The organism is Marinobacter alkaliphilus, assembly GCF_055394375.1.
The window spans coordinates 252295-264132 of sequence record NZ_AP043751.1; the positions used below are offsets into that span (position 1 = coordinate 252295).

Annotated in this window: 11 protein-coding genes and 5 tRNA genes; all 16 read right to left on the reverse strand. The window is 55.5% G+C overall.

Translation table 11 applies throughout. The annotated features are described in order from the left end of the window. Positions 1-32: 32 nt before the first annotated feature. The 16 genes from rpoB to ACZ5Q2_RS01260 all read right to left on the reverse strand — a co-directional run bounded on the left by rpoB (position 33) and on the right by ACZ5Q2_RS01260 (position 11811). A complete protein-coding gene (rpoB, locus tag ACZ5Q2_RS01185; RefSeq protein ID WP_061333843.1) occupies positions 33-4109 on the reverse strand; it encodes a DNA-directed RNA polymerase subunit beta in 4077 nt (1358 codons plus the stop codon). 242 nt (positions 4110-4351) lie between these two features. Next, complete coding sequence (gene rplL, locus ACZ5Q2_RS01190; RefSeq protein WP_061333837.1) at positions 4352-4726, reverse strand: 50S ribosomal protein L7/L12; 375 nt, start codon at positions 4724-4726, stop codon at positions 4352-4354. Positions 4727-4765: 39 nt separating this feature from the next. After that, on the reverse strand, positions 4766-5296 hold the full coding sequence (rplJ, locus tag ACZ5Q2_RS01195; protein ID WP_061333835.1) for a 50S ribosomal protein L10: 531 nt from the start codon (positions 5294-5296) through the stop codon (positions 4766-4768). A gap of 212 nt (positions 5297-5508) precedes the next feature. Continuing rightward, the gene (gene rplA / locus ACZ5Q2_RS01200; protein ID WP_058092379.1) at positions 5509-6207 is read right to left on the reverse strand and encodes a 50S ribosomal protein L1; all 699 of its coding nucleotides are present in this window, start codon (positions 6205-6207) and stop codon (positions 5509-5511) included. Between the two features lies 1 nt (position 6208). After that, the gene (gene rplK / locus ACZ5Q2_RS01205; RefSeq protein ID WP_058092380.1) at positions 6209-6640 is read right to left on the reverse strand and encodes a 50S ribosomal protein L11; all 432 of its coding nucleotides are present in this window, start codon (positions 6638-6640) and stop codon (positions 6209-6211) included. A 119-nt stretch (positions 6641-6759) separates the two neighbouring features. Then, positions 6760-7293, reverse strand: a complete 534-nt coding sequence (gene nusG / locus ACZ5Q2_RS01210; protein WP_432210532.1) for a transcription termination/antitermination protein NusG — start codon at positions 7291-7293, stop codon at positions 6760-6762. A 12-nt stretch (positions 7294-7305) separates the two neighbouring features. Continuing rightward, complete coding sequence (gene secE / locus ACZ5Q2_RS01215) at positions 7306-7674, reverse strand: preprotein translocase subunit SecE (protein WP_072678396.1); 369 nt, start codon at positions 7672-7674, stop codon at positions 7306-7308. A 33-nt stretch (positions 7675-7707) separates the two neighbouring features. Further along, positions 7708-7783 (reverse strand) — tRNA-Trp (locus tag ACZ5Q2_RS01220). 44 nt (positions 7784-7827) lie between these two features. After that, positions 7828-9024 (reverse strand): elongation factor Tu, encoded by a 1197-nt coding sequence (tuf, locus tag ACZ5Q2_RS01225; RefSeq protein ID WP_068351550.1) that lies wholly within the window; start codon positions 9022-9024, stop codon positions 7828-7830. Between the two features lie 50 nt (positions 9025-9074). Further along, positions 9075-9150: transfer RNA gene (locus tag ACZ5Q2_RS01230), tRNA-Thr, on the reverse strand. A 13-nt stretch (positions 9151-9163) separates the two neighbouring features. Next, positions 9164-9238: transfer RNA gene (locus ACZ5Q2_RS01235), tRNA-Gly, on the reverse strand. 10 nt (positions 9239-9248) lie between these two features. Next, positions 9249-9332, reverse strand: a tRNA-Tyr gene (locus ACZ5Q2_RS01240). Between the two features lie 40 nt (positions 9333-9372). Continuing rightward, a tRNA-Thr gene (locus ACZ5Q2_RS01245) sits at positions 9373-9448 on the reverse strand. A gap of 31 nt (positions 9449-9479) precedes the next feature. Next, positions 9480-10118, reverse strand: a complete 639-nt coding sequence (locus tag ACZ5Q2_RS01250) for a hypothetical protein (protein ID WP_432210531.1) — start codon at positions 10116-10118, stop codon at positions 9480-9482. After that, on the reverse strand, positions 10115-10849 hold the full coding sequence (locus ACZ5Q2_RS01255) for a type III pantothenate kinase (RefSeq protein ID WP_432210530.1): 735 nt from the start codon (positions 10847-10849) through the stop codon (positions 10115-10117). The genes ACZ5Q2_RS01250 and ACZ5Q2_RS01255 overlap by 4 nt, the downstream gene beginning before the upstream one ends. Next, positions 10846-11811 carry a biotin--[acetyl-CoA-carboxylase] ligase gene (locus tag ACZ5Q2_RS01260; protein WP_061333948.1) on the reverse strand — a complete coding sequence of 322 codons (966 nt, stop codon included), beginning with the start codon at positions 11809-11811 and terminating at the stop codon, positions 10846-10848. Before ACZ5Q2_RS01260 ends, ACZ5Q2_RS01255 begins: the two co-directional genes overlap by 4 nt. Between the last annotated feature and the right edge of the window lie 27 nt (positions 11812-11838).

Genomic DNA, 11838 nt, shown 5'->3' on the forward strand with positions numbered 1-11838 from the left:
GTGCCCGCTCACGCTGCCAAAAACAATTCGGCTCACTCGGATTCCAGCTCGATGTCGATACCCAACGAGCGGATTTCCTTGACGAGAACGTTGAAGGATTCGGGCATGCCCGGCTCCATACGATGATCACCATCGACAATGTTCTTGTACATCTTGGTCCGACCGTTGACGTCATCAGACTTGACGGTAAGCATTTCCTGCAGGGTATAGGCGGCACCGTATGCCTCCAGAGCCCAGACTTCCATCTCACCGAAACGCTGACCACCGAACTGAGCCTTACCACCCAGCGGCTGCTGGGTCACCAGGCTGTAGGAGCCGGTGGAACGAGCGTGCATCTTGTCATCGATCAAGTGGTTGAGCTTGAGCATGTACATGTAGCCCACAGTCACCGGACGGTCAAATGCATCACCGGTGCGGCCGTCGTACAGCTTGACCTGACCACTGGTATCCATGTCGGCCAGCTCAAGCATACGCTTGACCTCGGCTTCCTTGGCACCGTCAAAGACCGGCGTTGCCATCGGGACACCGTCGCGCAGGTTACCGCACAGCTCCAGGATTTCCTTGTCGCTCAAGCTGTCGAGATCAACCTTGGTCACTTCATCTGAGTGGTTGTAGATCTCATCCAACAGCTTGCGCAGTTCAGCCACTTTACGCTGCTCTTCCAGCATCCGGCTGATCTTTTCACCCAGCCCCTTGGCGGCTGCGCCCAGGTGGGTTTCCAGAACCTGACCAACGTTCATCCGCGAAGGAACACCCAGCGGGTTGAGCACGATATCAACGGTGGTGCCGTTTTCGTCGTAAGGCATATCCTCAATCGGCATTACCGCGGAGATAACACCCTTGTTACCGTGACGACCGGCCATCTTGTCACCCGGCTGGATGCGACGCTTGATGGCCAGGTAAACCTTGACGATTTTCAGCACACCCGGAGCAAGGTCATCGCCCTGCTGCAGCTTGCCTTTCTTGTCGTCGAAGCGGGCTTCGTGCTCTTTCTTGCGATCTTCCAGACCCTGCTCGGATTTCTCCAGAAGTTCGTTCAGAGCTTCGTCTTTCATGCGCAGCTTGAACCAGTCCGGACGCGGCAGATCGGCCAGATAGGCTTCATCAAGCTTGGCGCCCTTCTTCAGACCCGGGCCACTGATCACTTCCTGGCCGTTGAGTGCTGCAGTCAGACGCTCATAGGTAGCGCCTTCGACAATGCGGTACTCGTCTTTCAGATCCTTACGGTACTGATCGAGCTGCTCTTTCTCGATGGACTGAGCGCGGGCATCTTTTTCGATACCGTCACGGGTGAATACCTGAACATCAATAACCGTTCCGCGGGTGCCGGTCGGAACGCGCTGAGAGGTATCTTTAACGTCAGAGGCCTTTTCACCAAAGATCGCACGCAGCAGCTTCTCTTCCGGTGTCAGCTGGGTCTCACCTTTCGGCGTGACCTTACCCACCAGAATGTCGCCCGGGCCAACTTCCGCACCGATGTAGACAATACCGGACTCATCCAGCTTGGACAGCGCGCTTTCACCAACGTTCGGAATATCCGCAGTGATTTCTTCACTACCCAGCTTGGTGTCACGGGCCACACAGGTCAGTTCCTGAATGTGGATCGTGGTCAGCCGGTCTTCCTGAACCACCTTTTCGGAGATCAGGATGGAGTCCTCGAAGTTGTAACCGTTCCAGGGCATGAACGCGATGCGCATGTTCTGGCCCAGCGCCAGCTCACCCAGATCCACAGAGGGACCATCTGCCAGCACGTCGCCGCGGGCAATCACATCGCCCTGACGCACGATGGAGCGCTGGTTGATACAGGTGTTCTGGTTAGAGCGGGTGTACTTGGTGAGGTTGTAGATATCCACACCTGCATCACCGGCCTCGGTTTCTTCGTTGTTTACCCGCACCACAATACGGGCAGCATCCACGCTTTCAATCACACCGCCACGACGGGCGGTTACGCACACGCCGGAATCCTGGGCAACGGTGCGTTCTACACCGGTGCCGACCAGCGGAACCTGTGATTTCAGCGTCGGAACCGCCTGACGCTGCATGTTCGCACCCATCAGGGCCCGGTTAGCATCGTCGTGCTCGAGGAACGGGATCAGAGACGCCGCCACCGATACAACCTGGCGCGGAGATACGTCCATGAAGTTAACCGCTTCCGGCGGAGCGACGGTAAATTCGTTCTGGTGACGCACGGTAACCAGCTCGTCGGTCAGGCGCTTGCCATCATCGGTAGCAGCACTAGCCTGAGCGATCACATAGTTGCTCTCTTCAATCGCAGACAGGTACACCAGCTCATCGGTCACCACGCCGTCGACGACTCTACGGTACGGACTTTCCAGGAAGCCGTAGGAGTTGGCACGGGCATAGGTTGCCAGCGAGTTGATCAGACCGATGTTCGGGCCTTCCGGAGTCTCGATAGGACACACACGGCCGTAATGGGTCGGGTGAACGTCCCGAACCTCAAAGCCGGCACGCTCACGGGTCAGACCGCCCGGACCCAACGCGGAGATACGACGCTTGTGAGTTACCTCAGACAGCGGATTGTTCTGGTCCATAAACTGCGACAGCTGGCTGGAACCAAAGAACTCCTTGACTGCGGCCGCAACAGGCTTGGCGTTGATCAGGTCCTGCGGCATCAGGCCTTCGCTTTCAGCCAGACTCAGACGCTCTCGAACCGCGCGCTCAACCCGTACCAGGCCTACCCGGAACTGGTTTTCAGCCATCTCGCCAACACAGCGAACCCGACGGTTGCCCAGGTTGTCGATATCATCTACCTGGCCCTGGCCATTACGAATGGCAATCAGGGTTTTCAGCACGTCGATGATATCGTCGTGGGTCAGCGTGCCCTCACCGGTGCTCTCGTCACGACCAAGGCGACGGTTGAGCTTCATCCGGCCAACGCCGGACAGGTCGTAGCGCTCCTCAGAGAAGAACAGGTTGTTGAACAGGTTCTCCGCGGATTCCTTGGTGGGCGGCTCGCCCGGGCGCATCATCCGGTAGATTTCAACCAACGCTTCCAACGGAGTTCGGGTCGGGTCGATACGCAGGGTATCAGACATGAACGGACCACAATCCAGATCGTTGGTGTAAAGAGTTTCAATATCCTTAACACCAGCGCCGAGAATCTTGGTGATGACTTCTTCGGTCAGCTCGGTGTTACATTCCACCAGCACTTCGCCGGTAGACTGATCGATCATGTCCTTGGCAAGAACACGGCCATACAGGTATTCAGTGGGAACTTCCAGCTCGGTAATGCCGGCCTTTTCCAACTGCTTGATGTGACGCGCCGTAATACGGCGGCCTTCTTCAGCAATGACGTTGCCTTCCTTGTCTTTGATGTCAAAGGTCGCAATGTCACCACGCAGCCGGCTGGGCACCAACTCAAGCTTGCAGACTTCTTCACCCAGAGCAAACTTACTGGTTTCGAAGAACATGTCGAGCATCTGCTCAGAGGTGTAACCCAGAGCGCGCAGGAGGATCGACGCAGGCAGCTTACGACGACGGTCGATACGAACGAACACGGAGTCCTTCGGATCGAATTCGAAGTCAAGCCAGGAACCACGGTAAGGAATCACTCGGGCCGAATACAACAGCTTGCCGGAGGAGTGAGTCTTGCCTTTGTCGTGATCAAAGAAGACGCCAGGCGAACGGTGCAGCTGGGAAACAATAACACGCTCGGTACCGTTGACCACGAAGGTACCGTTTTCAGTCATCAGGGGCATCTCGCCCATGTAGACTTCTTGCTCTTTGATGTCCTTGATCGCCTTGTTGGACGATTCCTTGTCATAAATGATCAAGCGGACTTTCACCCGCAGCGGCGCGGCGTAAGTAACGCCCCTGAGCTGACATTCCTTGACGTCGAACACTGGCTCGCCGATTCGATAGCTCACATACTCGAGCGCGGCGTTGCCAGAGTAACTGACAATCGGGAATACGGATTTGAACGCTGCGTGAAGACCGGTTTCCCGGCGGTCTTCAGGAGCGGCTTCCATTTGCAGGAAGTCCCGGAACGAATCCAGCTGAATAGACAGCAAATAGGGGACGTCCATCACGGAAGGCAATTTACTAAAATCTTTGCGAATCCGCTTTTTCTCAGTGTAGGAGTAAGTCATCTGCATTCCCCAGCTTTAGACCTGATACCTGGTATCAAGAAGCAATCAAATGTTCTGCTTCGGGGCCGAATTGCTCGGCTTATCGCGCCGTCTTGAACAAGACTCTGGCTGTAGGTTATAGATCTGACATTAACCCGTAAAAGCACACCAGACTCTATAGCATATACAACAGAAAAAGGCCGGTGGCACAGAGCCACCAGCCCATCCATGCTTAACGCACGGTGTCGATCAACAGCCGACTATTACTTGAGCTCAACAGAAGCGCCTGCTTCCTCAAGCTTCTTCTTGGCTTCTTCAGCCTCGTCCTTGCTAGCGCCTTCCTTAACAGTAGAAGGAGCGCCGTCAACCATTTCCTTGGCTTCTTTCAGACCCAGACCAGTAAGCTCACGAACGGCCTTGATGACGTTGACTTTCTTCTCGCCAGCGCCAGTCAGAACTACGTCGAACTCGGTCTGCTCTTCAGCAGCTTCGCCACCAGCGGCAGCAGCAGGTGCAGCGGCAACAGCAGCGGCAGCAGAAACATTGAACTTCTCTTCCATAGCTTCAACGAGCTCAACAACTTCCATTACGCTCATTTCAGCAATTGCATTCAAAATATCGTCTTTAGACAGAGCCATGACTTTCTCCGAAAATGTAAAAAATGGTGTTCAACAGAATCAAGCAGCGTCTTGCTTCTGGTCGCGGACTGCAGCTACAACACGTGTGATCCTGCCCGGAATATCGTTCAGGGTACGTGCAAGCTTGGTAACTGGTGCCTGTGTAACAATAGCCAGCTTGGTCAACGCTTCGTGCAGCGTCGGCAGCGTGGCCAGGCGATCGATCTGTTCTGCGCCCATCAGCTCACCGCCGACAGCCAGACCCTTGATCTCAAACGCCTCTTTCTCTTTGGCAAAATCCTTCAGCAAGCGCGCAGCGGCACCCGGATCTTCCATAGAGAAAGCCAGAATGGTCGGGCCAACCAGCGCCGGATCGATGCACTCAAACTCAGTACCTTTGATAGCAATCTTCGCCAGGTTGTTACGAACAACCTTCAGACGAACATTCTCGGCACGAGCTTTGGCACGAAGGGCAGTCATGTCACCAGAGGTGACACCACGGTAGTCAGCCAAAACCACAGACAGAGCAGCTCCAGCAGTCTCGTTGACTTCAGCGACGATCGCCTTCTTGTCTTCGAGTCTAATTGCCACTGGATTTCTCCTCGATTTCGCCAGCGTTATGCCGGCAAACCCATCATTGTCCTCAACGAGGACGCCTAACGGTGTTTGGGTTCAGAGAGAACGTCTTCACACCGTCTGCGCAGGCGTTGCTTTAACCCTTGCAGCCCTTGTTACCAAGGGCTTCGGGGGCCTGCGGTCTTTGACAGCCTTGGCTTCCGCCCAGACTACAAAGTAACTACCAATCAGAGACTCAGAGTACCCTGATCAATAGTCAGACCAGGACCCATCGTAGAAGAGATGGTGATCTTTTTCAGATACACACCCTTGGACGATGCAGGCTTGGCCTTTTTCAGGTCTGCCACCAGAGCTTCAAGATTTTCCTTGATGTTCTGGGCAGAGAACTCAACGTTACCCAGCGGAGCGTGGATAATGCCGTTTTTGTCAGTACGGTAACGAACCTGACCAGCTTTGGCATTCTTAACCGCTGTCTCAACATCAGCGGTTACGGTGCCAACCTTCGGGTTCGGCATCAGGCCACGGGGACCGAGGATCTGGCCCAGTTGACCAACAACACGCATGGCATCCGGAGTGGCGATAACCACGTCGAAGTCCATGTTGCCTTTTTTGACTTCATCAGCCAGGTCGTCCATGCCTACGATGTCGGCACCGGCCGCGGTCGCTTTCTCGGCATTGGCACCCTGGGTGAACACAGCCACACGCACGGATTTACCGGTACCGTGAGGCAGAACAGTGCTGCTACGCACAACCTGGTCGGATTTACGTGCATCAACACCCAGGTTAACCGCTACGTCTACAGACTCTTTGAACTTCACGTTCTGACCCAGTTCGGCCAGCAGCGCAACCGCTTCGTCTACAGAGTAGGCGCGGGTGGAGTCTACTTTTTCACGAATCAGCTTTTGACGCTTGCTCAGCTTAGCCATCTTACAGACCCTCCACGTTCAGGCCCATGCTGCGGGCAGTACCAGCGATGGTGCGAACGGCTGCTTCCATATCGGCAGCAGTCATGTCCGGCTCTTTGGTCTTGGCGATTTCTTCCAGCTGAGCACGGGTAACCGTACCCACTTTGTCAGTGTTCGGACGACCAGAGCCACTCTTAATGCCAGCGGCCTTCTTCAGCAGGACCGGCGCAGGCGGGGTCTTGGTGATGAATGTGAAGCTGCGATCACTGTAAACGGTGATAACGGTCGGAATTGGCAGACCAGGCTCCATGCCCTGTGTCTTGGCGTTGAACGCCTTACAGAATTCCATGATGTTAACACCACGCTGACCCAGCGCAGGACCAACGGGGGGACTCGGGTTGGCCTGACCGGCAGCAACCTGAAGCTTGATATAGGCTTCAATCTTCTTTGCCATGATAGATCTCCTGTGGGTTCGAACGCCTTTCGGCTCCCCGGTTTTTCACAACTGCTTTAAGCAGACACAAAAAGCCCGCGTCGCCGTAGCGCGCGAGCTTTCAATTTTAAAAGCCGCCATCAGTCTTTTTCGACCTGCCCGAACTCCAGCTCAACCGGAGTAGAACGGCCAAAGATAAGAACGGCAACCTTCACTCGACTCTTATCGTAGTCGACTTCTTCTACCACACCGTTGAAGTCTGCAAACGGACCTTCAACAACGCGAACAATTTCACCTGGCTCGAACAGCGTCTTGGGCTTGGGCTTGTCTGCACCACTTTCAACACGACGCAGAATAGCCTCAGCCTCGCGCTCAGTAATCGGAGCCGGCTTGTCTTTGGTACCGCCGATAAAGCCCAGTACCCGAGGTGTATTCTTGACAAGATGCCACGAGGCGTCGTCCATTTCCATCTGGACCAGTACGTAGCCGGGATAAAACTTGCGCTCACTCTTGCGCTTCTTCCCGTCCCGCATTTCGACCACTTCTTCAGTCGGAACCAGGATTTCGCCGAACTTGTCTTCCATCTGCTCGAGCGCCACACGCTCTTTAAGAGTGCGCATTACATGCTTCTCAAAGCCAGAATACGCATGAACGACGTACCAGCGCTTAGCCATTGCCCACTCCCGTTAACCGATAAATCCGGCGACCAGCCAACTGATCAGCGAATCCATGCCCCACAAAATAAGCGCCACTACCAGAACAAACACAACCACAATGATGGTGGTCTGAATCAACTCTGGCCTGGTCGGCCAGACGACTTTCCGGATCTCGACACGCGCTTCTTTTAACAGGGTGGCAAAACGCCGCCCCCGCTCGGTTTGCAACGCCACAAACGCAGCAACCAAGCCTAGCGCAACAAGAGCCAGAACCCGATATAGCACGGACTCGGCACTGAAGTACTGATTACCGACAACGCCGACGGCAATCAAAACGAAAACAACCAGCCATTTCACGGTATCGAAACGGCCGGCTGACTGAACGGCTTTTGACTCCATAGGAATCAACTTATGTATCCGGATGTTGAAAAATGGCAGGCCAGGAGGGAATCGAACCCCCAACCTGCGGTTTTGGAGACCGCTGCTCTGCCAATTGAGCTACTGGCCTGCACCGAAACAACTCAGCGCAACAAACAACGAGTAACCCGAAGGTTACTCGATGATCTTGGAGACCACGCCGGCACCAACGGTACGGCCGCCTTCGCGAATCGCGAAGCGCAGACCATCTTCCATGGCGATCGGAGCGATCAGGGTAACAGTCATTTTCACGTTGTCACCCGGCATTACCATTTCAACGCCTTCCGGCAGTTCACAAGAACCGGTTACATCAGTAGTCCGGAAGTAGAACTGCGGACGGTAGCCCTTGAAGAACGGAGTATGACGACCACCTTCTTCTTTGGACAGTACGTACACTTCACACTCGAACTTGGTGTGCGGCTTGATGGAGCCCGGTACACACAGAACCTGACCACGCTCAACGTCGTCACGCTTGGTACCACGCAGCAGAACACCTACGTTCTCACCGGCACGACCTTCGTCCAGCAGCTTGCGGAACATCTCAACACCAGTACAGGTGGTCTTGGTGGTGTCGCGGATACCCACGATTTCCACTTCGTCACCTACTTTGATGATGCCACGCTCTACACGACCGGTAACAACGGTACCACGACCAGAGATGGAGAATACGTCCTCGATCGGCATCAGGAACGGCTGATCAATCGCACGCTCCGGCTCAGGGATGTAGTCGTCCAGGGCTTCTACCAGCTTCTTAACAGCGGTAGTACCCATCTCGTTGTCGTCTTTACCTTCCAGAGCCATCAGCGCAGAACCGGTGATGATCGGAGTGTCGTCACCCGGGAAGTCGTACTGGCTCAGCAGGTCACGAACTTCCATCTCTACCAGCTCAAGCAGCTCTTCATCGTCTACCATGTCCGCTTTGTTCAGGAACACAACGATGAACGGTACACCAACCTGACGGGACAGCAGGATGTGCTCACGAGTCTGCGGCATGGGGCCGTCAGCTGCGGAGCAAACCAGGATAGCGCCGTCCATCTGGGCCGCACCGGTGATCATGTTCTTAACATAATCCGCGTGGCCCGGGCAGTCTACGTGTGCGTAGTGACGGGTCGGAGAATCGTACTCAACGTGAGAGGTCGCGATGGTGATACCACGCGCACGCTCTTCCGGTGCGTTATCGATCTGATCGAAAGCACGGCTCTCACCAGTACCCCATACTTCGTGACATACACGAGTCAGGGCGGCTGTCAGAGTGGTCTTACCATGGTCAACGTGACCAATGGTGCCCACGTTTACGTGCGGCTTGTTACGCTCAAACTTTGCTTTAGACATTCGACCAATCTCCCTAATCAACCAGGATCGTAACGTTGACCGGATAAAAATGGAGCTCATGACCGGAATTGAACCGGTGACCTCATCCTTACCAAGGATGTGCTCTACCGACTGAGCTACATGAGCATTGAAACCAAATTGGAGCGGGCAGTGGGAATCGAACCCACGTCATCAGCTTGGAAGGCTGAGGTAATAGCCACTATACGATGCCCGCGAGCAATTAGTGGTGGAGGGGGCAGGATTCGAACCTGCGAAGCTTTCGCGTCAGATTTACAGTCTGATCCCTTTGGCCACTCGGGAACCCCTCCCGTACAGATCTGCAACCGCAAACCTGCTCAAAACTTAAAGTGGAGCTGGCGGACGGAATCGAACCCCCGACCTGCTGATTACAAGTCAGCTGCTCTACCAACTGAGCTACGCCAGCTCACATTCGCCTGTTCAGCGAGGGCGGTATACTACGGATTTTTTTCTGGTGATGCAACACCTTCACAAGCGTAGATTTCAACGAAGTCGAAATTGCTGTGACTTTCCGCCTCAACCGCCTGAACCACCTCGGTTTCCCTTGCTGGCTCAACATCAAAAACGAGGGCGTATCCTATACGATTTCGGGGGAAGTTGACTAGCACTACATTGAGATTCTGCTGTTTTTTTTCCTCCAGCACAGACTCTGCTGCTGCCCTCGACTCAAACAGGCCAAGCGAGATGGCGTTTCGGTACTCACCCTCTGTCACCACATAAGACTCCACGCCACGACTAAAGAGATCGCGAAACTGGGATAGCGCCACCTCCCTGGGCTGCGGAGGGATCATCACCCAATTCAGCGGCGGCAGCTCCCGCTCTCGCTCCTCAATGCGGAAACGCTCGCCAACCCGCTCTGCAAATGCAGTGGCATCCTCGCGGGAGTCAAACCAACCGACCCTGACACACTCCGCGGAAGGTAGCGGAGCCTGCTCACTCGAATCGGACACTTTCAGGCTTGCAACCCGGGGCAGAACACCACCCGCCGACCCCTCATAGGTAACCGGCGGAATCAAGCCGGGGGCAAACCAGACAGCCAGGTTGGCCAGCAACAACACCAGCGCAACCAGCCTCATGCCTGCGATTCCTGAAGATCGACGATTTCCACCCCCTCCAGCACCAGACCAGGCCGATGCTCCGCCTTCAGACCCAACGACTGAAAACGACCCGCATCTCCGCCGGTTAAAACAACCCGTTCCAGCCCAAGACGACCAACATCACGATGCAGACGCTGAACGAGGCTCTCTGTCAGCCATGCGAGACCGTGGTTTGCGCACTCACCGGTGGATCGGCCCGGCGCAGCGTTGATCTGTTCGTCGTATTCGAATCCAATGCGGGCGGCATCCAGCTTGAGACTCCGTCGCATCATATGCAGCCCTGGCAGAATATACCCGCCCAGGTGCTGGCCCTGGCCGTCGACATAGTCAATGGTCACTGCACTGCCCGCATCCACGACGGCGAAACTGCGCCGGGCGCCCACCCAGGCGGCCAACATTGCATGCCATCGGTCGGCACCCATTTTGGCCACTTCCTGGTAGGAATTCCTGAGCCCGTCCCGGCTCACCTCCGCCCAGTGGTATCGAACCGGGGCAGAGGTAACGGTTGCCAAGCTCTCGTCCAGGCGCAGTCGGCTCTGTTCCGATGCGACTGTCGATACGGCAACACGATCTATCTTGCGGGCGTACGGTGTTAACTCAGCAAAAGTCACTGTTTCTTCCAGGGCTCCGCCACCGTCATGCACGACGACTCCATCGGCCATGAGGCGCCATTTTACCCGGGTGTTGCCACAGTCCAGCAAAAGAATCATGATCGCACCCGCAAGCTGATATCTCCGGCCCTGACGGGCACCAGCCCCTCAGGAGTATCAATCTGATAGTTGCCTGCGGTATCGATACCGGCACCCCTACCCTCAACGCCACCATCCCTGGCCACCAGATCTTTCCTGAAAAAGATATCCCGGGCCTGCCATTCATCCCTGAACGGGGCAAAGCCCTGACGTTCGAACTGCGCGATAATCTCTACTACCTCTGACACAATAGCGGCCGCCAGAGCATTTCGCGTCCAGACGACATCCGGCCATGCCTCGGCCAGGCTTATCCATGGCTGGTCGACCATCTCAGCCTGCTTCATATGCACGTTAATCCCAATACCTGCAATAACCTGCACTTCTCCGTCCTGAAGCTCTCCCTGAATCTCAACCAGTATCCCGCCGAACTTCCGGTCACCGTAGAACAGATCATTAGGCCACTTCAAACCGGCGTCCGCTGCCCCAAAGGTCGACAGGGCCCGGCTGACCGCCACCCCCAATACAAGGCTCATACCGTCGAGGGCAGAAAACCCGCCCCGAACACTCAACCCCAGGCTCAGATAAAGGTTTTCTCCCTGCGGACTCACCCATTGACGCCCCCGGCGGCCACGACCTGCAGTCTGACTGTCAGCCACCACCACCGGCATGCCTTTCAACCCCGAGGTCAACCGTCGCGCCACTTCCGCGTTGGTTGAGTCAACGGTATCCAGAACATCAAGGGCAATGACGTTATGCAGGCGCTCCGGCAGTGCTTTCCGAATGCGGTCACTTGCCAGGAGATCCAACGTGGAGATGAGCTGATACCCCTGCCCCCGGATGGTTCTGATTTCCACGCCTTCGGCTTGCGCCTTGCGAATCTGCTTCCAGACCGCGGTTCGGGAAATACCGAGTGTTTGCGCCAGCGATTCGCCGGAATGGATTCGACGATCTTCAAGAAGGGATAACAGCGAGCTGGATTTCATGAAACAACTTCCGGAGGCGACATGGAA

What these genes read in the sequence shown, in the direction of transcription:
- nusG (WP_432210532.1), bottom strand. Translation starts at nt 7,293, where the DNA reads ATGGCTAAGCGCTGGTACGTCGTTCATGCGTATTCTGGCTTTGAGAAG.
- rplA (WP_058092379.1), bottom strand. Translation starts at nt 6,207, where the DNA reads ATGGCTAAGCTGAGCAAGCGTCAAAAGCTGATTCGTGAAAAAGTAGAC.
- ACZ5Q2_RS01255 (WP_432210530.1), bottom strand. Translation starts at nt 10,849, where the DNA reads ATGATTCTTTTGCTGGACTGTGGCAACACCCGGGTAAAATGGCGCCTC.
- ACZ5Q2_RS01260 (WP_061333948.1), bottom strand. Translation starts at nt 11,811, where the DNA reads ATGAAATCCAGCTCGCTGTTATCCCTTCTTGAAGATCGTCGAATCCAT.
- rplL (WP_061333837.1), bottom strand. Translation starts at nt 4,726, where the DNA reads ATGGCTCTGTCTAAAGACGATATTTTGAATGCAATTGCTGAAATGAGC.
- ACZ5Q2_RS01250 (WP_432210531.1), bottom strand. Translation starts at nt 10,118, where the DNA reads ATGAGGCTGGTTGCGCTGGTGTTGTTGCTGGCCAACCTGGCTGTCTGG.
- rplK (WP_058092380.1), bottom strand. Translation starts at nt 6,640, where the DNA reads ATGGCAAAGAAGATTGAAGCCTATATCAAGCTTCAGGTTGCTGCCGGT.
- tuf (WP_068351550.1), bottom strand. Translation starts at nt 9,024, where the DNA reads ATGTCTAAAGCAAAGTTTGAGCGTAACAAGCCGCACGTAAACGTGGGC.
- rpoB (WP_061333843.1), bottom strand. Translation starts at nt 4,109, where the DNA reads ATGACTTACTCCTACACTGAGAAAAAGCGGATTCGCAAAGATTTTAGT.
- secE (WP_072678396.1), bottom strand. Translation starts at nt 7,674, where the DNA reads ATGGAGTCAAAAGCCGTTCAGTCAGCCGGCCGTTTCGATACCGTGAAA.